Origin of the sequence: Streptomyces cyaneochromogenes, from assembly GCF_003963535.1 — a bacterium.
Taxonomy (GTDB): domain Bacteria; phylum Actinomycetota; class Actinomycetes; order Streptomycetales; family Streptomycetaceae; genus Streptomyces; species Streptomyces shaanxiensis.
The window spans coordinates 8,735,436-8,756,506 of record NZ_CP034539.1; the positions used below are offsets into that span (position 1 = coordinate 8,735,436).

Sequence of the window (21,071 nt, forward strand, 5' to 3'; positions counted from 1 at the left end):
ATCGGAAGGATGAATGATCATGAGCACCCACTTCGATCTCGTCGTTCTGGGCGGGGGGCCCGGCGGGTACACGGCGGCGGTCCGCGCCGCCCAACTGGGGCTGCGCACCGCGGTGGTCGAGGAGAAGTACTGGGGCGGGGTGTGTCTCAACGTCGGGTGCATCCCGTCCAAGGCGCTGCTGCGCAATGCCGAACTCGCCCATGTCGTCACCCATGAGGCGAAGGCGTTCGGAATGAGGATCGAGGGAAGCGTCAGCTTCGACTACGGCGAGGCGTTCAGGCGCAGCCGGAAGGTCGCGGACGGCCGGGTCGGCGGTGTCCACTACCTGATGAAGAAGAACGGCATCACCGAGTACGACGGCCACGGCACGTTCACCGACGCCCGCACCCTCGAGGTCGCGCTCTCGGCGGGTGGCGTCGAGACGGTGACGTTCGACCACTGCGTCATCGCGACGGGGGCGACGACCCGTCTGCTACCGGGCACGACCCTGAGCGAACGCGTCGTCACCTACGAGGAGCAGATCCTTTCGGAGCGGTTGCCGGCGAGCATCGTCATCGCGGGCGCGGGTGCCATCGGCGTCGAGTTCGCCTACGTCCTGAACAGTTACGGCGTCGAGGTGACCATCGTCGAGTTCCTCGACCGCCTCGTGCCCCTGGAGGACGCCGACGTCTCGGCCGAACTGGCCAGGCAGTACCGGAAACTGGGCATCCGGGTCCTCACCTCCACCAGGGTCGAGGGCATCGACGACAGCGACCCGGACGCGAAGGTCCGCGTCATCGTGGAACGCAACGGGCAGCAGGAGGTGCTGGAGACCGACAAGGTCCTCCAGGCCATCGGCTTCGCCCCGCGCGTGACCGGTTACGGCCTGGACAGGACCGGGGTGCGGCTGACCGACCGCGGCGCGATCGACGTGGACGCGCGCGGCAGGACGAGTGTGCCGCACATCTTCGCCATCGGAGACGTCACGGCGAAGCTGATGCTGGCGCACGCGGCGGAGGCGATGGCCATGGTGGCGGTCGAGACGCTGGCGGACGCGGAGACCATGGAGCTGGACTTCGCGATGATTCCGCGCGCCACCTACTGCCGGCCGCAGATCGCCAGTTTCGGCTGGACCGAGGCGCAGGCGAGGGAACGGGGCTTCGACGTACAGGTGGTGAAGTTTCCCTTCACCGCCAACGGCAAGGCCCATGGCCTCGGGCACACCGGCGGATTCGTCAAGATCATCAGCGACGGGCGCCACGGTGAGCTCCTCGGTGCGCATCTGATCGGCCCCGAGGTGACCGAGCTGCTCCCCGAGCTGACCCTGGCCCGCCAGTGGGACCTGACGGTCCATGAGCTGGCGCGCAACGTTCACGCCCACCCCACACTGGGAGAGGCCGTGAAGGAGGCGGTGCACGGGCTGGCCGGACACATGATCAACATGTGAGGCGGCTTTCGCCGTCGTTCCGCACGGATCAGGTCATGAATCGAAAACGGCACAACGATGCCGGTCGTCGACGCGTTCCGCCGATCCGGGCGCATGCGTGCTGGCCACGCAGGCGGCGACCACGCCCGACGGGGTAACCGCGTTACGGACCTCTGCCTTTCGACAGCCGGCCGAACCGCGTTGATCCGGTCATCGGGTGCTGGTCCTCAAGCCGCTTCCCGCGCCCGTGGGACTATGATGATCACGAGGGCTCGGGCACCGCATCCCCCGTCGGTGTCCGAGCCCTCTGCTGTGCGGGCTCGCCCCGCCCCACCCCCGTGGGGGCAGAGCGAGCCCGGTCATGGGAGCCCGGTCACGAGGTGGACGCGGGCGGTTGCGAGGGTCCCGGAAGGTGCCGTGCCAGTTGCCTGGCCACCTCGATCACGGTGCGGTCGGCCAGGTAGGGACCGATGATCTGGAGGGCCAGCGGCAGGCCGTCGGCGGTTTTCCCCGCGGGCATGACGAGGGCGGGGAGCCGGACATGGCCGGCCAGGTTCAGCCACGCCGTCTGGTCGAAGTACGGGCGCCGCTCGCCGTCGACGGTGATGAACCTCTGGGGAACCGGCGTCGAGGTCTGGTCGTCGACGGCCGCGGAAGGCACCGCCGGCGTGATGAGGACGTCATGCGAGGCGAAGTAGTCGGCCCAGCGGTCGCGCAGCTTCTCGCGTTCCTCGTTCGCGCGCAGCCAGTCCCGGTGCCGCATCGTCCGTGAGTGCAGGAAGAGACCGCTCGGGTCGTCGGCCGGAACCCCGTCGGCGGCGGCGATGTCGTCGGCGAAGCCGGCGTCGGTGGCGGTGGCGCTCGCCGTGGCGAACAGGAGCTGCTGGAAGAGCCTGTCGCTGTCGGCGAGTTGCACGGGCCGCGTGCTGCCGTCGACGGTGGCGCCCGCGGACCGCAGGAGGTCGGAGACCTGCTCCAGGAGCCGGCGGACGTGTTCGTCGACATGGCAGTACGGGTCGTCCAGCCACAGTCCGAAGCGGTAGTCCGCCAGCCGGCCGTGCCGGGGCGCCGGGAGTTCGATTCGCCATGCGTCCGCGTCGGCCGGGGCCGGCGCCGCCAGGACCTGCAGGAAGCTGTCGAGGTCGTCGGCGTTCCGGGCGAGGGGACCGATGGTGAGCATGTCGGAGCTGGTGAGCCACCCCGGCGGCCGGGGGATGTGCCCCCGGGTGGGGACGATGCCCCCGCTGGTGCGCAGCGCGTACACACCGCAGTAGGCGGCCGGGAGGCGCAGGGAGCCCGCGAGGTCGGAACCGAGTTCGAGGCTGGTCATACCGGAGGCGACGGCTGCGGCCGGCCCTCCGGAGGATCCGCCGGCGGTCTTGGCGTCGTCGTACGGGTTCTTGGTCGTGCCGAAGACGGGATTCGAGGTCTGCAGGTCCTGACACATGACCGGGACGTTCGTCTTGCCGACGATCACGGCCCCGGCGGAACGCAGGCGCGCGACGGCGTCCGCGTCCTGTTCGGGCACATGGGCGGCGAGGTCCGGGGAACCGCAGGTCGTGCGCAGCCCCTTCGTCTCCAGAGCGTCCTTGACCGTGAGGGGCAGGCCGTGGAGGGGCCCGAGCGGCTTGCCCGTCCTCTCCATGTGGCGGTCGGCCTCGTCGGCCGCCGCGCGTGCGGCGTCGGCGTCCAGGGTGATCACGGCGTTGAGGCCCGGATTGGTGTCGGCGATGTGCTGGAGATACCGCTCCAGCAGGGCGCGGCTGGTGATCGTACGCCGGCGCAGTGCTTCGAGTTGCTCGCTCGCTGGGGCCAGGTGCAGGTCGCTGCGCGGGGGCCGCGCGCCACCCGTGCGGGACCGCGCGACCGCGGACATGGTGGCCATGGACGCCACCGCGGCGACGGCCGTGGAGGCGATGAGCAGGGTGCGACGGACGATCACGAACGGTCTCCTGAGGTGCTGCTGAGGACGTCGGAAGCGTTGCGGCTCTCGCTCACGGGGGGCGTGAAGTACGCGGCGACGCGCTGGAGGTGCAGCAGTTCGTCCTCCGTGGTGGCGAGGGCGAGCTCGGCGTCGGCGAACTCGGCGGGGGTGTCGACGGGTTCACCCGCCGCGTGCCGGACGAGGGCGGCGTGGATCTGGTCGGCGGTGACGGCCGCGACGAACTCGGTCCCGGACAGCCCCTCGGACGTGCGGCGGGCCTCCGCTTCCACCCGCACGGCCGGTTCGAGGTAGCGGCGCATCAGTTTCTGTCCCTGCCGGATCTCGACCCGGCGGCGCAGCAGCGGGAAATGGACGCTGCGGCCGCGCAGCACGTCCTGGCTCTGGCGAGCCGGGCGGCGCAGCGTGATGCCGGGGTCGGCCTGGTCGAGGGCGGACCACAGCCGGCCGAGGCGCCGGTAGCGCAGGTGCGCGGTGGCCCAGTCGCGGACGCCGGTGGCACGGCGGGCGACGGTGGGCATGAGGTAGCCGATCTGCGTGAGGGTCGCGCCGATGTCCCCACAGGCCCACGCGAAGTCGTTGAGGTGGTCGACGCCGAACCCGACCTCGGCCCCGACGACGGCGGCGATCCGGATCCCGCTGTAGCCGAGGGTGATGATCGCGCCGACGGTCACGACACGCAGGCTGACGGCGATCGACCGGTTCGTGGCCCGGCGCGCGTAGGTCCAGCAGGACACCGCCAGGTAGATCTCGGCGACGGTGTACGTCCCGAAGTACAGCAGCACGTACGTCTGGAAGACGGGGTCGTGCGCGTAGTACAGGGAGAAGTCGGTGGGCCGGGTGGCGGCCGGGGTGAGGGACGCGAACAGCACGGCCATGCTCGCGATGACCACCAGGGCCGCGACGAGCAGCAGCCGGCCCTGCCTGCGGGCCTGTGCCGGCGGCTTCGACCAGTGCGCGAGGACGGTCGCCTGGAGGGCGAAGACGACGATCACGAAGCCCTGGGCGATCGGCACGACGATGTTCGGAACGCCGAAGAAGCCGTCGATGCGCACCCACACCCAGGTGAGGGAGACCGCGTAACTGAGCGCGGAGAAGCCGTAGGTGAAGGCCAGTGCGACGAGTGCCGGGTCGCGGCGGCTCCTGCCAAGGTCGCGCACCAGGATGAGGAAACCGGTGCCGGCGATGGCAAGACACAGGGGATGGAGGATGTCTTTCACGAGGCCCTATTCGGTCAGCGCAGCAACGTGCGGGATATGGGGTCGGCTTCCCGGCGGTCCGACGTGCGGACCGCGCTCACGTGCTCCTGCAGGAGAGAGCCCAGCATCTCTGCCTCGAACTCCTCCGGTTCCTTGTACCGGGTCCGCCCCAGGACGAGTTGCACCGTGGCGGGGTCGATGTCGGTGATCAGACCGCCGAGGCTGCCGGCCTCGAGAGGGGCGTTGCCCCGGTGCCGCTTGAGCATGTGCCCGAACTCGTGGCCCACGATGATCTCGGCGTGCGCCCGGCTGACGGCCGTGTCGTAGAACACGTAGTCGGTGTCCGCCGTGGCGAGCCACAGACCGCACGGGGCCGAGGCGTCGAGGGAGTCGGGGTCGGCCGGGTCCGAGGCGAACGGCATGAGCCGGATCGAACGGCCGAGGTGCTCCTCCATGAACGGCGCCAGGTCCAGGACGCTGTCGACGGCGGGCAGGTCGAGGTCCGCGATGAACTCCCTGCTCCGGCGCTCGACCTCGTCGGCCTCGCGATCGGCTCCGCGGTTACGACGGTCGAGCCACATGGAGCTTCCCCTTCTCCTGGAGACACCGGTCGCCCATCACGGCAGATCCCTTGCGGGGTCGTCGGGCAGGCCTTCCTCCTTGCGTACGGCTTCGAGGGCGGCCAGGACCTTGCGCTGCCCGGCGGCGGACACGCCCATCGACCGGAGTGCGATCTGCTCGACCCCGTTCTCCCTCAGCTTTCGCAGGATCTCGAACTGCGTCGCGATCTTCCGCGTGACCTCGTCCTCGACGAAGTAGGCGGCCTCCACGCCGAAGAACCGGGCGAGGAGCGGAACGATGGTGATGGTCGGAGTCCGCTTGCCCGCGCGGAGCAGGCTGATGTGGGACCGCGTGTAGCTGTCCTCCCCGTAGGACGAGATCGTGCGGGCCACATGGGCGTTGGAGTACTCCTCCGCCCCCGGAGGACGCACGCGGTCGAACAGGAAGTTGAGGCGATCGCTGAAGGGAGCGCCGGGTCCTGGGACGGGAACCGGAGCCGGAGCCGGTTGAGCGGCCTCCGGCACATGGGGGCCGACCCCTGGTTCCATCACTGCGCACCGCCTCCCTTCCCACTGGCGTGACTATAGTTGACGCCCGTTGCGCGTAACTATAGTCGACGCGCCGGAAGTCGTGGCTCCGGGCACTGAATCTCGCGCAGGCTCCCGCTCGCGCTTCCGGGCGACGGCGGCGTGCGGGAGGGGCGGTTCCCGGCAATTGGGTGGACAGACGGAGATACTTCGTAAGGCGTCGTCGGAGCGTCCGGGGCGTTGTTTGTGTCATGCAGGCCGCGTCGGCCGGGCAGGAGCGATGTTGATCCGTGTTCTTCTCGTCGAGGAGGCAGACCTGGTGCGTGGGGCACTCGCCGCCCTGCTCACACGTGAGAAGGACATCGAAGTGGTCCCGGCGCCACCGGAGTTCGGACATACGGTTGCGCAGGCGTTGTCGTACCGCCCCGACGTGGTCGTCATCGACGTCGACGGCGAGGAGGACCACGCCCTCGGCACCTCGCTGGAGCTGTCCGCGCGGCTGCCGGAATGCCGGACCCTGCTGGTCGTCGGCTCGGCGACCCCGGAGTATCTGCGGCGGGCGCTGGCGCGTCGCGTGTCGGGCCTGATCGGCCGGAACAGCCCCTGCGACACCCTGCCCGAAGGGGTCCGCAAGGTGGCGGCGGGCGAGCGGTTCATCGACCCGGGACTGGCACTGTTGGCCCTCTCCTCGGCGGAGAACCCGCTGACCGACCGAGAGCGCGAGGTCCTGCGGCTGGCGGCGGACGGCACGCCGACGCGGGAGATCGCCGACCTGCTGTCGCTGTGCGTGGGCACCGTCCGCAATCACCTCAACGCGGTCTCCAGGAAGACCGGGGCACGCAACCGCATCGACGCGATCCGGATCGCGCGGGAGTCGGGCTGGCTGTAGCGCCGCCAGCCGCACCGGTGTCGTCAGCGCCGGACCTCGGCGCCCACCTGGTCCCAGTGGCCGATCAGGTCCCGGTAGAGGGCGCATTCGGCCCGCAGTCGTTCGTGGGTGCCGAGGGTGCAGCGTGGGCCGTCCATGACGAGGACGAGGTCGGCGCGCAGGGCGGAGCTGATCCGGTGGGCGCAGACGATCAGCGTGGACGGGCGGGAGGCGAAGGCCCGTTCGGCGACGGCCTCGGCGCCCGGGTCGAGGTGGCAGGTGGCCTCGTCCAGCAGGACCAGCGGGGCGGGCGGCAGCAGAGCGCGGACGAGGGCGATCAGCTGCCGTTCACCGGCGGAGAGGAGGGCCGGGTTGACGGGCGCGTCGTAGCCACCGAGGCGTTCGACGAGCGGGGCGGCACCGATGGCGTGGACCGCCGCGTCGAGGGCGGGCCGGGTGGCCGTCGGGTGCAGGTAGGCGAGGTTCTCGCGCAGGCTGCCGACGAAAACGTACGCCTCCTGGGGGATCAGGACACGCGATCGGGTGAGCCCGCCGGTGTCCAGGGAGCGGACCGGGACACCGCCCAGCCGTACCTGGCCGGTCTGCGGTTCGAGCACGCCGGCGACGATCGCGGCGAGCGTGGACTTGCCCGCGCCACTGGGGCCGACGACAGCCAGGTGGGTGCCGGACGCGAGGGAGAGGTCGAGGCCCCGGACGACCGGTTCGGCGGACGGGGCGTAGCCGAAGGTGACGCCGCGCAGGTCGACGCGGCCGTCCCGGGGGTGGGTTTCGCGCGGCGCGTCAGACGGCGTCGGCGCGCGCGGTGGTGCGGCGGCCGCGGGTTTGCCCGGGCCGTCGGCGGGTGGGGTGCCGTCCGCTCGGCCGGCGGCCTGTCCGTCGGACGCTCGGAGCGGGGCCGCGACCCGAGCGCTCGCGACCGTCGCGGTACCGGTCACCGGCGCTGCTACAGAGGCCGCCGAGGCCTCGTTCGTCCGCGGTGCTTCGGCCTTCTGCGGCGCTCCGACCGTCCGTGGTGCTTCGGCCTTCTGTGGCAGGTCGTCCGTCCGCGGCGCTCCGCCCTTCCCCGGCGCCCCGTCCCTCTCCGGCGCCCCGGCCCTCCCGGACCCCCCGGCCGTCCTCGACACCCCCGCTGCTCCCGATGCCCCCAGCGCCTCAGGACCAGCCGTCTCCAGAATCCGGCCGAGTGTGACCAGCAGCCACAGCCCGCTGCCGCCGAGCCCTTGGACGAATCCGCGCAGGGCCGGCTGCAGGCTCTGGGCGACGTAGGTCAGCGCGCCCAGGATCGCGCCGGCCGTCACCCCGCTGCGCACCAGCCAGGGCGCCCCGGCCAGGATGAGCACGATCGGCAGCCAGCCGCCGACGCCCAGCGCGGCGGTGCGCAACGCGGTGAGGCGGGCCAGGGCGCGGGCCGCGCCCGCCGCCTCGTCGACACGGGCGCCGACCCGACGGCGTACGGCTTCCTCGGCGCCGCACGCCGCCACGTCCCGCAGCCCGCCGGCCACCGTGCTCACCTGCTCGGCGATGGCCTCGTCGGCGAGGACGACCGCCCGCTGTCGGTCCGCCATCGCCCGCAGGGCCAGCAGGAAGAGGACGAGGCCGGCCAGGAGGGGCGGTACGACGAACAGCAGGAGGGCGGGATCCAGCGCGGCCAGCCCGAGGCACACGCTCACCGTCGTGACGGTGAAGTTCTGTACGAACATCACGACCGCCCCGTACGACTCGCGGGCGATCTCCACCTGCTCGGTCAGCCGGGCGACGCCCGCCGTGTCCACGCCCTGCCCGACGCGGGCGGAGTGGTGCAGCGTGCCGGTGGTGGCGAGGGAGACCAGGTCGTCGCGGAACGGCTCGACGACACCGGCCAGTTGGAGCGTGACCTGCCGGGTGCCCCACGCGCCGACCAGGACCGCGCAGGCCAGCAGGCCGAGCCAGCCGAAGCCCGCGGCGCCGCGGCCGGCGAGGAAGCCGTCGTCGACGGCACGGGCGACCAGCCAGCCGGACAGCAGCGCGGGCACGGCCTCGACCAGTGACCAGCCGGCGAGCCGTACGAACTCCCGGCGCCGCGTGCGCAGCGTGGCGCGCAGCAGGAGCCCCGGTCCGCGGCTCACCACCCGCCTCCGTCACGCCCCGGTCCGTCCTGCGCCCGGAGCACCGCCCGATACCCCGCCTGCGCCCACAGCTCCCGATGCGTGCCCACCCCCCGCACCCGCCCCGCCTCGAGCCAGACGACCACGTCCGCGCGGGCGGCCGTGGAGGCGCGGTGGGTGACGACGAGGCGGGTGCGACGGGCGAGGGGGCCGGTGCCGGTGAGGGCCTGGCCGATGTGGTGCTCGGTGACGGTGTCGAGGCTGGCCGTCACGTCGTCGAGCACCAGGAGGCGGCCGTACGGCGCGGACTGGACGAACGCGCGGGCCAGGCCGACGCGTTGGGTCTCGCCGCCGGACAGCGGCGCGGCGGCGAGAGGGGTGCCGTACCCCTCGGGCATGGTCCGGACGAACGCGTCGGCGCGTGCCGCGGTGGCCCCCGCACGCACCTCCCCGCCCCTGGGTGTGCGCGGCCCGAACCCGATGGCGTCGGCGAAGGTCTCGCCGAGCAGCACCGGGCGTTCGAAGCCGTAGGCGACGGCCTGCCGCAACTCCGCGCGGTCCACGGCGCGCAGGGGCACGCCGTCGAGCCGTACGTCGCCCTCGTCCGGGTCGGCGAGCCGTCCGGCCAGCGCGGCCAGCAGGGACTTGCCGGACCCGGAGCGTCCCACGACGGCGGTCAGCGCGCCCGCCGGCACGTCCAGGTCGACCGAGTCCAGCGCGGCGTGGCCCGCGGCGTTGCGTACCGTGACACCACGGAACTCCAGCCGCCCGCTGCCTCCGGAGGGCAGGCGCGCACCGCCGTACGCCATCGCGGGCTCGGCGAGCACCTCGGCGATGCGCCCCGCGGTGGCGCGTGCGAAGGCCAGCCGGTGCACCGAGGACACCAGCGAACTCACTCCGGTGGCCAGGAGCACGTAGCCGCTCGCGGCGAGCATCTGACCCGGTGTGATGCGGCCCTGGGCGAGTCCCAGTCCGGCCACGGCCAGCACGGCGACCTCCAGGAGGGGGACGATCGCGGCGTCGCGTGCGGAGACCCGGGCGAAGGCGCGCCACATGCCCAGGCCGTGGCGGTGGAGCTCCGGCAGGGGGGCCAGGACCCGCTCGGCCTCGCGGGCCGTGGTTCCGGCGGCCGTGATGGTGCGGATGCCGGTGAGGGCGTCGACGAACCGGGTGGCGATGTCGCCCTGCGTGGCGAAGTAGCGGTCGTTGAGGTCGGAGACGTCGCGGACGAAGGCGCGGACCATGAGGACGACCAGGGGCAGTCCGGCCAGGAAGGTGAGGCACAGCCAGGGGTCGATGAGGGCCAGGGCCACCACGGCCCCGACCGGGGGGACCAGTTCGGTCACCGCCCACACCAGGCCCGAGGGGGCGCTGCCGGCCCGGGCGGTGTTGCCCACCAGACGGGCCACCAGGTCGCCGGGGGTGTGCCGGCGGGCGGCCGGGGCGCCCAGGTCGAGTACATGGCCGAGCAGGGTGTGGCGCAGCCATGCCGTGCAGCGGGCGTTGGCCACGGCGCCCGCGTAGTCGTCCGCCGTGTCACACACCACCAGCAGCGCGACGGTGACGGCGGACAGGGCCAGCCACAGTGTCGTGTCGCCGCGCCCGAGCACGGCGTCCACCGTGCGGCCCACGACTGCGGGCAGTGCGATGTAGGCCCCCGCCAGCAGGAGGGACACGGCGGCCTGGAACACACCCCACGCACCGCCTCGCCGGACCGTCGCCAGCAGCAGGCGGTCCGCCGCGCGTCGCTCCACCGGCTGCTCCCGTCGTCGTACGGTTCCGGCGAAATGAGGGCGGGGGCGCGCGAAGTGCCCCCGCCGTATGGGTGGGTACTAGCAGAGCAGCAGGCTGAGGCCGCTTCCGCCGCCACCACCACCGCAGCCCTTGCTCGCACGGCTTCCGGGCGGCGGAGCGTATCCGGTCTCCGACTCGATGGTCAGACCCTGCAGTTCGAGGAGCGACATGGGGTGCTCACCTCCTTTCTCGAATCTCCGTGGGGACGGGCAGGTCATGAGCGGGCCGCAGGACCGGTGCCAGGAACGGCAGTCCGGTGGGCCCGGAGTGGAAGGCGGCGCCCAGGGCCAGCAGGACGCCCGCGGTGCCGGTGGCCAGGTCCATGGACAGCCGCAGCAACTGCTCGCCGGGGAAGGCGAGTCGGCCGTCGAGGACGCAGGCGTGGCGTTCCAGGTGGCGTACGTGATCCGCGATCACGGGGTCGCGCGCGGCGGCCGTGCCGGGCGGGTGCGCGCGGCTGAGGTGGAGGATCATTCCGGCGACGCCGTCGAAGAGCCCGGGTTCGATGTAGAAGGGCGCCCGCGCGGCCCTGCGGATCGCCTCGGCGGCGGCGACGAACTGGTCGTCCTCGCGGTGGGCCAGGTACTCGTCGAGGACCATGCCGATGCCCACGCTGCCGTCGGCGAGATAGGGCATGGTGCGCCAGCCCTCGTTCACCTCCATCGACCCGTCCGCGCGCACGAGGCAGCGGCGCAGGTCCTGGCGGAGCGCGGTGGCGGCCAGGTCGAGGAGCGCCGGGTCGGCGCCGTGCCCGTACCGGAGGCTGTGCTCGTACAGGCGCAGGAACAGCAGCGCGGGCCCGGACGAGCCGTACATCAGCCCCGCTCTCGGGTGCGTGCCGCCGCTGGTCTCCGGCGGGCCGTCGGCCGGGCCCAGCCGGTCGGCGACGGCCTGCGCCACGTGCAGGGCCGCGTCACGGCAGGTGGCGTCGTCGAGGGCGGTCGCGAAGTGCAGCAGGTTGAGCCCGATGCCGGACAGGCCGCCCTTGAGGTCCAGGGCCAGCCTCTCCCACTGTTCGCCCAGGCACATGTCGAGGACCTTGACGGCCTCCTCGTGGTGACCGAGGCGCTCCAGGACGTACGCGACGCCGTGCAGGCCGTCGTAGAAGCCGAGGTGGGTTCCGGGCTCGGGGTGGAGCGCGTGCCGGATCAGCCAGTCCTCGTGGTCGGGCCGGCGTCCGGCGCCGGTCACGTCCAGCGCGTACAGCACGCCCGCCGCGCCGTGGGCCATGCCGAGGCCGCCGCCCGGGTAGCCGAACTGCTCGATGTCGCCCGGGAAGAGCCGGTCGTGGCGCTCGGGGGTGGCGGTGGCGAGGACGGCGTCGGTCATCGAGGTGCGGGCGCGCAGCCAGCCGGAGTGGTCGGGCTTGAGAAGGGGACCGTCGTCCGCTCCCGCGGCGATCCCGCCGTCACCGGTGAGCGTGCGGACCGCCTCGTCGAGGAACTCCCGGGGGACCGGGAAAAGCCGGGCGGCCTCCCTGGCGAGTTGCCCGGCCTTGCCGCCGTCCAGGTCGATGAGGCCCGTCAGCGGCAGGAAGAGGAAGATCCTCAGACAGGCCAGCGCGTACCGGTCGATGTCGAAGCCGGTCGCGCCGCTCGGCGCCATGAAGCCCGGGGCCGCGAGGACTTGGTGCCCGGTCTCCGCCACGTCCGACGCGCCCTCGAAGTCGATCAGCACCACCCTGCCGTCGGGGCGGAGCAGGATGTTGTAGGTGTGCACGTCGCCGATGACGATGCCCCGCTCATGGACTTCGGCGACCGCATCCTCCACCTGCCGGTGCAGGCCGAGGGCCCAGGCGGTGTAGTCGGCGTAGGCCGCCGCGTCGGCGTCGAGGGAGGCCGGTGGATACTTCTCGACGAACACCTCGTGCAGGGCCCTTCCCTCGATGAACTCCTCGACGAGGAAGCGGTGCCCGCCCAGCTCGAAGTGGTCGCGGAGCCCGGGTACGCAGCTCAGGCCGCGCAGCCGGGCCAGGGCCGCCCGCTCGCGTTCCAGCCGGGTGACGGCGTCCGCGCCGTCGGGCGTGAGCCCGGCGTGGGGCCGCGCCTCCTTCAGGACGACACGTTCCTGGGTGCGGGTGTCGACACCGGCGTACAGCCCACCGCCGTTGGAGAAGTGCAGCGCCTTCTCGATGCGGTAGGGCAGGTCGGCGACGGTGGTCCGGCGGCTTTCGGCGAGATGCGGTTCGAGGAACGCGGGCAGGTCCACCCACTCCGGCATCCGGAAGGTGGGGCCGCGTACGTCGGGGACCAGACGGCCGGACGGGTCCGCAACCGCCTGCTCCAGCACCCCGCCGGGCGAGACGCAGTACCGGTCGGCGAAGGCGCCGTACCTGACGTACAGCGGACCGGCACCCCAGCGCAGGTCGCTGAGGATGTGCGGCCCCGGCAGACCGTCGAGGACGGTGCCGAGCTCGGTGAGGACACGCTCGCACTGGGCCTCGTCCACGGGGTAGACGGTCACGAACTTCCCGCTGGAGCCGCGGTGCGCGTACTTCGCGTTGGCGAGGTACAGGGTGTCCAGGCCGGGCAGGAACTTGAAGGCGATACGGCGCGGGATGCAGTAGTCCCACACCGCGTCCAGGATGCTCTGGGCGTTGTCCGGACACGCCGAGACGTGGATCTTCCAGCCCTGTGGGGGGAGTTCCGCGTCGGTGGGACGGCAGGCCACCCAGTCGCCGAGTTCCTTGCGCGTCCACGACGAGGGAAGGGGGCGCAGGGTCTGGCGGAAGTGCCCACGCGTCCGGCCATGGGACGGCGTGTCGTAGAAATGCGGGTGAGTGAGGCAGTAGATCTCGTACCGCTTGTCCACGGAAAGCCTCCCGCGGGGGACGAGCTGACGGTGGGTCGGGCCGCCTGGTCCGCGTCGCTCACCTCTCACGATGACAGAACAGGGGAGGACGAACATCGTTCGACTGTCACCGCAGGACCATGAGATTCGCACGGCCCGTCTGGACGAATCACACGGTCCGCGGTGCTGCCCAAGGGGTCGGTCAGGCGGCCGGGCTCGGTGCGCCGGCGCGCAGGACCGCGACGACACCGCCGTCGACGAGGAGGTCGGTGCCGCTGACGAAGCCCGAGTCCGGGCCGAGCAGGAACGCGGCCGCGGCCGCGATGTCGGCCGGTGTGCCCAGCCGTCCGGTGGCCGAGGCGTCGACCATCGCGCGCATCGCGGTGCCGCTGTCGCCCGTCAGTTCCTGCTGTCCCATGGGGGTGGAGATGACGCCGGGACTGATCGAGTTGATCCGGGCACCGCGCCTGCCCCACGTGCCGGCGGCCGCCTGGACGTGCAGGTGGTTGGCGCGCTTGGCGAGGCCGTAACCGACGGCACCCGAGGTCACCTCGCTGACGAACGGCAGATCGAGCAGTTCGTCGACGGGCGTGCGGGCCAGGACCCGCTCCTGCTCGGCGTCGAGGGGAGCGGCCAGATGCCCGGCCATGCTGGAGATGACGACACCCGCCCCGCCGGGCGCGATCACCCGTGCGAACTCCTCCAAGGTCAGGGCCACGCCCAGCAGATCGACGGCGAGGATCGCCGCGGCGGGCGCCTGTACGGGGGAGAGGCCCGCGGTGTGGACGACCTCGGTGACGCTGCCGAGTTCCGCCGCCAGGTCGGCGAGGGCGGCCACCGAAGCGCGCGAGGAGACGTCGACGGGGGACGTGACGACGTCGTGTCCCTCGCCGCGCAGCGCCTGTGCCGTGGTGCTCAGCACCTGCTCGTCGACATCGGCGAGCAGCACCTTCCTGCCCGGACCCTGCCGCCGGGCGATGCTCTGCCCCATTCCGCCGACACCGATGACGACCAGCACGTTCCTCGCCATGAGGAGCTCTCCCTCCGCCGCGTACGGATCTCTCCCGGGCCAATTACATTACGATCCGTTCCGTAACGGAAGGCTACACCTGGCCTCTACGATGGGTGCCATGGGAGAGGTACGCCGGCGAGGCCGGCCCCGCAGCGCGACAGCCGACCGGGCCATCCTCGAAGCGACGCGGGAACTGCTCGTCGAGAACGGCTACGCCGCACTGTCGATGGAAGGCGTGGCGGCGCGGACCGGCGTGGGAAAGCCGACCGTGTACCGGCGTTGGCCCTCCAAGGGCGCTCTCGTCGCCGAAGCGGTCAACCACGGCTTCCTGGCCGCCGCGCCCGGACGCGGCGTCGATCCGCCCGACACCGGCGACATCGAGGCCGACATCCGCGAGTGGCTGCGGGGGTACGCGGCGCTGGCCGCGGACCCCCGCCACACCCCCCTCGTCCTCGCCCTGACCGCCGCCGCGGCGGAGAACCCGCAGGATGCCGAGGTCCTCTACCAGCAGCTCACCGGCCCCCGGCACGAGGCTCTCGTGGCGCGGCTGCGCCGCGGTGTGGACGCCGGCCAGGTGCGTGCGGACGCCGACCTGGACGCCGTCGCCGACGCCGTCACCGGGGCGCTGCTGTATCAGCTCCTGACCGGAAACGCCGCCGCGTCGGAGCGGCGGGCGGCCGCGCTGGTCGGCATCCTCCTCGACGGGCTTCGCGCCGGCCCCGGTGCCGCCTGACCTCGTCAGTCGTGGCCGGCGAAAGTGTCGGCGTCAGTCGTGGTCGGCCGAGTTGCGGCGCGTCGAGGGGCTCCTCGTCGGCGGACTGCGCACGGTGCCCGTGCGGTGGTGACTGCGGGAGGAAAGGCGACGGACGTGAAAGTCAAGGTGGACCAGGGCCGCTGCTGCGGCGCCGGCCAGTGTGTGCTGAAGGCGACGACCAGTCAGGAAGACGCCGACCAGGAAAAAATTCAGCTGCTTCGACCAGGCCCGGTTCCCTAGACTCACCACGCAATCACGCGCCGCCCACCACCCGGCGGCGCGTCGTCGTGACGAGCAGAGGGGAGCCGGGCCATGCGTGACCGCACCGTTGCCGTCGTCTCCCTCTGCCGGTACGAGGTGATCCTCGTGTCCTCGTCCGCCCGGTGCCCGCTGCGCGGCCGGCACCGGACGCCCGTGACGAACGTCTGAGAGCGCCCGAGTACATCGAGTACGCCAAGTACGTCAACGCGCCTGCCACGACACCCGTCTGACGGGACGGCAGGCCGTGCTCGTGTGCGCGCCGAACCCGTCCGGGAATCGCGCTGACCCGTTTTCCGCTTCCGGATCATCCGAAAGGCCAACGGCCGTGCGCACCAACCTCAACACCCTCGCCGTCGTCCGCAACCTCGGCATCCTCGCCCACGTCGACGCCGGCAAGACCACCGTCACCGAACGGATCCTGTACGCCACCGGGACCACGCACAAGCGCGGCGAGGTCCACGACGGCACCACCGTCACCGACTTCGACCCGCAGGAACGCGATCGCGGTATCACCATCTTCGCGGCGGCGGTCAGCTGTGCCTGGGACGGTCACCGGATCAACCTCATCGACACACCCGGCCACGTCGACTTCGCCGACGAGGTGGAACGTTCGCTGCGTGTCCTCGACGGCGCGGTCGCGGTGTTCGACGCCGTCGCGGGCGTCGAGCCGCAGAGCGAGTCGGTGTGGCGGCAGGCCGACCGCCATGGCGTGCCGAGGATCGCGTTCGTCAACAAACTGGACCGGGCCGGGGCGGACCTCGACACGGCGGTCGCCTCGATCCGGGACCGGCTGCATCCGGCGCCGCTCGTCGTGCAGCTGCCCATCGGTGCGGAGGACGGTTTCCGGGGCGTCGTGGACCTCGTACGGATGCGGGCGCTGGTGTGGGCCGACGGCGCCGAAACGGGCGTAGAAGAACCGGTGCCGGAGGATCTGCGGGAGGAGGCGCTGCGGCGTCGGCGGCTGCTGGAGGAGGCCGTGGCCGAGCTGCACGCCGGTGCGCTGGAGGAGTACTGCGCGCGGTCGACGCTCGCGCCGCAGACCCTCGTCACCGCCCTGCGCGACCTGACGCGCAGCGGCGACGGCGTGGTCGTGCTGTGCGGCTCGGCCTACCGCAACCGGGGGATCGAGCCGCTGCTCGACGCGGTCGTGGCGTATCTGCCCTCGCCGCTCGACGTACCGGCCGTGCGCGGCCTGCGCGACGGCGCCGACGAAGAGCGGCCCGCGGATCCGCGGGCTCCGTTCGCGGCACTGGCGTTCAAGGTGAGTGCCACCCCGACCGGGCGGCTGACCTACCTGCGGGTGTACTCGGGAACGATCGAGAAGGGAGAAACGGTGTACGACGCGGGCGCGCGGCGCAACGAGCGGATCGGGCGGATCCTGCGGGTCCAGGCCGACCGGCACGCCCACGTGGACCGGGCGGTCGCCGGGGACATCGTGGCCGTGGTCGGCCTGAAGTCGGCCCGACCGGGCTCCACCCTGTGCGCACCGGACGCCCCGCTCGTCCTGGAACCGCCCAGTGTGGCCGACCCGGTGGTGTCCGTGGCGGTCGAGGCGCGCAGGTCCACCGACACGGACCGGCTGGCCACCGCGCTCGGACGGCTGGTCGAGGAGGACCCGTCACTGGTCGTGCGGACCGACGCCGAGACCGGGCAGACGGTGTTGTCCGGCATGGGTGAGCTGCATCTGGAGGTCGCGGTGGAGAAGATCCGTCGGGATCTCGGGCTGGAGGTCAACGTCGGCCGTCCCCGGGTGTCCTGCCGGGAGACGGTCGGCCGCGGGGTGTCCGGCTTCGTCTTCCGGCATGTCAAACAGGACGGCGGCGCGGGGCAGTTCGCGCACGTGGTCCTGGACGTGGAGCCGCTGGAGGCGGAGTCCGGCTTCGAGTTCCGCTCGGCCGTCGTCGGCGGTCGCGTTCCGCAGGAGTACGTCCGTGCCGTCGAGGCCGGCTGCCGTGACGCCCTCGCCGAGGGCCCGCTCGGCGGGCATCCGGTGACCGGGCTGCGCGTCACCCTCACCGACGGATCGACCCATGTGAAGGACTCCTCCGACACGGCCTTCCGCACCGCCGGCCGACTCGGCCTCCGCGATGCCCTGCGCACCTGCGCGATGGTCCTCCTGGAGCCGGTCGTCGAGGTCACGGTCACCGTGCCCGAGGACGCGGTCGGCGGAGTCCTCGGCGACCTCGCGGCACGCCGGGGCCGGGTCACCGGCTCGACCACGCGGGCGGGCGCGGCGGTCGTCACGGCGACCGTGCCGCTGGCCGAACTGTTCGGCTACGCGACCCGGTTGCGCAGCCGGACGCAGGGCCGGGGCAGCTTCACGTCCCGGCCGACCGGGTACGCGCCGGCGCCGGCAGCGGCATCGGTGCCGATGCAGACGGCGTCGCGGTAGGGCGTTCGGGGCTCCGTCCCATCCAGGGACGGGGCCCTCCGCCCTCTCAGGGAGATCCCTTTCAGGCATGGGGCGGCTCTCTTGGTTCAGGAAGTGAACGTCGTGAGGTGCGGGGAGTGCTCTCTCGCCGCCGACTGGTTCAACCGGTCAACGGCTGAGTCAAGACGCGCGGCGGAAGTTCCGAGAGTGTGTCAAAACCCTTGACGCGCCCGCCTTCCGAGGCTTAACTCACGCTCTAAATTAAGCCGTGATTGCACTTCCCGGAAGGGCCATCAGGAGCATGCGCAGCATCCGAGCCGCAGCCGTAGGCGCCGTCACCATGTCCCTCGCCCTGGCCGCCTCGGCCTGTGGTGGCGGTTCGCCGACGGGCGGCGGGTCCGACGACTCGCCGAAGACCCTCACCTACTGGGCGTCCAACCAGGGCGCGAGTATCGAGGTCGACAAGAAGGTCCTCCAGCCCGAACTCGACAAGTTCGAGCAGCAGACCGGCATCGAGGTGAAGCTGGAGGTCGTGCCCTGGTCGGACCTGCTCAACCGGATCCTCACCGCCACCACCTCCGGGCAGGGCCCCGACGTCCTCAACATCGGCAACACCTGGAGCGCCTCCCTCCAGGCCACCGGGGCGCTGCTGCCGTGGAACGCCGGGAACCTCGACAAGATCGGCGGCAAGGACCGGTTCGTCGACTCGGCGCTCGGCTCGACCGGAGCGCAGGGCCAGGACCCGGCCGCGGTGCCGCTGTACTCGATGGCGTACGCCCTCTACTACAACAAGAAGATGTTCGCCGACGCGGGCATCTCGAAGCCGCCGGCCACCTGGGACGAGCTCATAGCCGACGGCAGGAAGCTGTCACAGGACGGCAAGTGGGGCCTGGGCGTGGAGGGTTCGAACCCGTCGGAGAACATCCACCACGCCGTCGTCTTCGCCAAGCAGCACGGCGCCGACTTCTTCACGGCCGACGGCAAGCCGGACTTCACCTCCGACCAGGCCGTCGAGGGCGTCAAGCAGTTCGTCGACCTGATGGCCAAGGACAGGATCATCGCGCCCGGCAACGCCGAGTACGCACAGAACCAGTCCGTGAGCGACTTCGCCAAGGGCAGGACGGCGATGCTGCTGTGGCAGTCCGCCTCCGCCAACCTCAAGTCGCAGGGCATGAGCGAGGACGCCTACGGTGTCGCCCCCGTGCCCGTCCAGTCCGGCACCCCCGGCGCCGGCACCGGCGTGAACTCCATGGTCATGGGCATCAACCTGGCCGTCTTCAAGAACACCGACAACCTCGACGGCGCCACGAAGTTCGTGAAGTTCATGACGAGCGACGCCGAGCAGAAGATCCTCAACGAGGCCTACAGTTCGATCCCGCCGGTCAAGGGCGCGCAGTCGGACCAGGCCTTCAACACCCCCGCCAACGCCGTGCTCAAGGACACCCTCGCGGGAAGCGCCGTCGCCGCCCCTCAGGTCGCCGACGAGTCCCAGTTCGAGACCGCGGTCGGTACGGCCATCAAGGAGCTGTTCGCCGACGCCGCCGCCGGACGCGCGGTGACCACCGACTCGGTGAAGGCGGCCCTTGAGAAGGCCCAGCAGCAGATGCCGACGAAGTGAGCACGATGACGACCACGGTCCCCGCGGAGACCGCCGTGCGTCACAGCTCCCCCGGGACGGCGGACGGCCCCCGCCGCCGTCCCGGGCGGATCCGCCGCGTCGGACTGCCGTACCTGCTGCTCCTGCCCGCCCTGCTCCTGGAACTCCTGGTCCACCTGGTGCCGATGGTCATCGGCATCGCGATGAGCTTCAAGGAACTCACCCAGTTCTACATCCGCGACTGGACCACCGCGCCCTGGAACGGCCTGGACAACTACCGGATGTCGGTGGACTTCAACGCCCCCGTGGGCGAGGCGCTGCTCCACTCGTTCCTGGTCACCGTCGCCTTCACGCTGCTCTCGGTCGGCCTGTGCTGGCTGATCGGCACGGCCGCCGCGATCTACATGCAGGACACCTTCCGCGGCCGGGGTCTGTTGCGCGCCCTGTTCCTGGTGCCGTACGCGCTGCCCGTCTACACGGCCGTCATCACCTGGGTGTTCATGTTCCAGCACGACAACGGCCTGGTGAACCACGTCCTGCACGACCAGCTCGGCCTCACCGACAAGCCGTCCTTCTGGCTCATCGGCGACAACAGCTTCGTCGCGCTGCTGACGGTCTCGGTGTGGAAGGGCTGGCCGTTCGCCTTCCTCATCGTCATGGCAGGCCTGCAGAACATCCCGAAGGAGCTGTACGAGGCGGCGGCCCTGGACGGCGCGGGCATGTGGCAGCAGCTGCGCCGCATCACCCTGCCGTCGCTGCGCCCGGTCAACCAGGTCCTCGTCCTGGTGCTGTTCCTGTGGACGTTCAACGACTTCAACACGCCGTACGTCCTGTTCGGCAAGACGGCCCCCGAGGCCGCGGACCTCATCTCGGTGCACATCTACCAGGCCGGCTTCGTCACCTGGAACTTCGGCAGCGGCTCCGCGATGAGCGTGCTCCTGCTGCTGTTCCTGCTCGTGGTGACCGGTGTGTATCTCGTCCTCACCTCGCGCGGACGGAGGACCAGGCATGTCTGACTCGCCCATGGCTCCGCCGCGCTCCTTCCTCTGGTCCCGGCGGATCTTCCTCACCCTGCTCACCGGTTTCGTGCTGGTCCCCGTCTACGTCATGGTCTCCAGCTCGCTCAAGCCGCTCGCGGACGTCACGGGCAGGTTCCGCTGGCTGCCCAGCGACCTGACGATCCGCCCGTACGTCGACATCTGGTCGACGGTGCCGCTCGCGAGGTACTTCGTGAACTCGCTGATCGTGGCGGGCGCCGCCACGCTCTGCTCGGTGGTGATCGCGGTGTTCGCGGCGTACGCGGTCAGCAGGTACTCCTTCCGCGGCAAGCGCGTCTTCACCGTCACCGTCCTGTCCACGCAGATGTTCCCGGGCATCCTCTTCCTCCTCCCGCTGTTCCTCCTCTACGTCAACATCGGCAACGCCACCGGCATCGCCCTGTTCGGCTCCCGCGGCGGGCTGATCCTGACGTACCTCACCTTCTCCCTGCCGTTCTCGATCTGGATGCTGATCGGGTACTTCGACTCGGTGCCCCGTGACCTGGACGAGGCGGCGCTGGTGGACGGCTGCGGCCCGCTCGGCGCGCTGTTCCGGGTGGTCGTCCCGGCCGCGACACCCGGCATCGTCGCGGTCGCCGTCTACGCCTTCATGACCGCCTGGGGCGAGGTGCTGTTCGCGTCGGTGATGACCAACGACACCACGCGCACCCTCGCCGTCGGCCTCCAGGGCTACTCGACGCTCAACGACGTGTACTGGAACCAGATCATGGCCGCCTCGCTGGTCGTCAGCGTCCCCGTCGTCGCCGGTTTCCTGCTCCTCCAGCGCTACCTGGTCGCCGGCCTGACGGCCGGAGCCGTCAAGTGACCGACTCTCCTGTCCGCGAAGG

Annotated in this window: 16 protein-coding genes; 7 read left to right on the forward strand and 9 right to left on the reverse strand. The window is 71.5% G+C overall.

Features of this window, described 5'->3' with window-relative positions:
- Positions 1-19 precede the first annotated feature (19 nt).
- Entirely contained in the window at positions 20-1,426 is a 1,407-nt protein-coding gene (gene lpdA, locus EJ357_RS39495) for a dihydrolipoyl dehydrogenase (protein ID WP_126396436.1), read from the forward strand.
- Positions 1,427-1,778: 352 nt separating this feature from the next.
- Here the strand turns inward: lpdA and EJ357_RS39500 are convergent, their stop codons facing one another.
- From EJ357_RS39500 to EJ357_RS39515, 4 genes are read right to left on the reverse strand one after another with little or no spacing between them, the layout of a single operon-like run.
- Positions 1,779-3,347: an amidase gene (locus EJ357_RS39500; RefSeq protein WP_126396437.1), complete on the reverse strand. Its 1,569-nt coding sequence runs from the start codon at positions 3,345-3,347 to the stop codon at positions 1,779-1,781.
- On the reverse strand, positions 3,344-4,567 hold the full coding sequence (locus EJ357_RS39505) for an MAB_1171c family putative transporter (RefSeq protein WP_126396438.1): 1,224 nt from the start codon (positions 4,565-4,567) through the stop codon (positions 3,344-3,346). Before EJ357_RS39505 ends, EJ357_RS39500 begins: the two co-directional genes overlap by 4 nt.
- Before the next feature lie 14 nt (positions 4,568-4,581).
- Positions 4,582-5,127, reverse strand: a complete 546-nt coding sequence (locus EJ357_RS39510) for a hypothetical protein (RefSeq protein WP_228472750.1) — start codon at positions 5,125-5,127, stop codon at positions 4,582-4,584.
- Positions 5,128-5,163: 36 nt separating this feature from the next.
- Positions 5,164-5,655 carry a hypothetical protein gene (locus EJ357_RS39515; protein WP_188142314.1) on the reverse strand — a complete coding sequence of 164 codons (492 nt, stop codon included), beginning with the start codon at positions 5,653-5,655 and terminating at the stop codon, positions 5,164-5,166.
- Between the two features lie 262 nt (positions 5,656-5,917).
- Between EJ357_RS39515 and EJ357_RS39520 the strand changes: the two genes are divergently transcribed.
- The gene (locus tag EJ357_RS39520; RefSeq protein ID WP_126400626.1) at positions 5,918-6,523 is read left to right on the forward strand and encodes a response regulator transcription factor; all 606 of its coding nucleotides are present in this window, start codon (positions 5,918-5,920) and stop codon (positions 6,521-6,523) included.
- 23 nt (positions 6,524-6,546) lie between these two features.
- On the opposite strand, the gene EJ357_RS39525 is transcribed toward EJ357_RS39520, so the two are convergent.
- The 5 genes from EJ357_RS39525 to EJ357_RS39545 form a co-directional block, all read right to left on the reverse strand.
- A complete protein-coding gene (locus EJ357_RS39525) occupies positions 6,547-8,628 on the reverse strand; it encodes an ATP-binding cassette domain-containing protein (RefSeq protein ID WP_126396440.1) in 2,082 nt (693 codons plus the stop codon).
- Entirely contained in the window at positions 8,625-10,361 is a 1,737-nt protein-coding gene (locus tag EJ357_RS39530) for an ABC transporter ATP-binding protein (protein WP_126396441.1), read from the reverse strand. The genes EJ357_RS39525 and EJ357_RS39530 overlap by 4 nt, the downstream gene beginning before the upstream one ends.
- Positions 10,362-10,439: 78 nt before the next feature.
- On the reverse strand, positions 10,440-10,571 hold the full coding sequence (locus EJ357_RS39535) for a SapB/AmfS family lanthipeptide (RefSeq protein WP_126396443.1): 132 nt from the start codon (positions 10,569-10,571) through the stop codon (positions 10,440-10,442).
- Positions 10,572-10,578: 7 nt separating this feature from the next.
- Positions 10,579-13,212 carry a class III lanthionine synthetase LanKC gene (lanKC, locus tag EJ357_RS39540; protein ID WP_126396445.1) on the reverse strand — a complete coding sequence of 878 codons (2,634 nt, stop codon included), beginning with the start codon at positions 13,210-13,212 and terminating at the stop codon, positions 10,579-10,581.
- A 181-nt stretch (positions 13,213-13,393) separates the two neighbouring features.
- Positions 13,394-14,221 carry an SDR family oxidoreductase gene (locus EJ357_RS39545; protein ID WP_126396447.1) on the reverse strand — a complete coding sequence of 276 codons (828 nt, stop codon included), beginning with the start codon at positions 14,219-14,221 and terminating at the stop codon, positions 13,394-13,396.
- Positions 14,222-14,321: 100 nt separating this feature from the next.
- On the opposite strand from EJ357_RS39545, the gene EJ357_RS39550 reads away from it, so the two are divergent.
- The 5 genes from EJ357_RS39550 (at position 14,322) to EJ357_RS39570 (ending at position 21,049) form a co-directional block, all read left to right on the forward strand.
- The gene (locus tag EJ357_RS39550; protein ID WP_126396449.1) at positions 14,322-14,936 is read left to right on the forward strand and encodes a TetR/AcrR family transcriptional regulator; all 615 of its coding nucleotides are present in this window, start codon (positions 14,322-14,324) and stop codon (positions 14,934-14,936) included.
- Positions 14,937-15,543: 607 nt separating this feature from the next.
- A complete protein-coding gene (gene fusA, locus EJ357_RS39555) occupies positions 15,544-17,610 on the forward strand; it encodes an elongation factor G (RefSeq protein WP_126396451.1) in 2,067 nt (688 codons plus the stop codon).
- A 280-nt stretch (positions 17,611-17,890) separates the two neighbouring features.
- The gene (locus EJ357_RS39560) at positions 17,891-19,207 is read left to right on the forward strand and encodes an ABC transporter substrate-binding protein (protein WP_126396453.1); all 1,317 of its coding nucleotides are present in this window, start codon (positions 17,891-17,893) and stop codon (positions 19,205-19,207) included.
- Between the two features lie 5 nt (positions 19,208-19,212).
- Positions 19,213-20,202: a carbohydrate ABC transporter permease gene (locus EJ357_RS39565; RefSeq protein WP_126396456.1), complete on the forward strand. Its 990-nt coding sequence runs from the start codon at positions 19,213-19,215 to the stop codon at positions 20,200-20,202.
- A gap of 7 nt (positions 20,203-20,209) precedes the next feature.
- Positions 20,210-21,049 carry a carbohydrate ABC transporter permease gene (locus EJ357_RS39570; RefSeq protein ID WP_126400629.1) on the forward strand — a complete coding sequence of 280 codons (840 nt, stop codon included), beginning with the start codon at positions 20,210-20,212 and terminating at the stop codon, positions 21,047-21,049.
- Positions 21,050-21,071 lie beyond the last annotated feature (22 nt).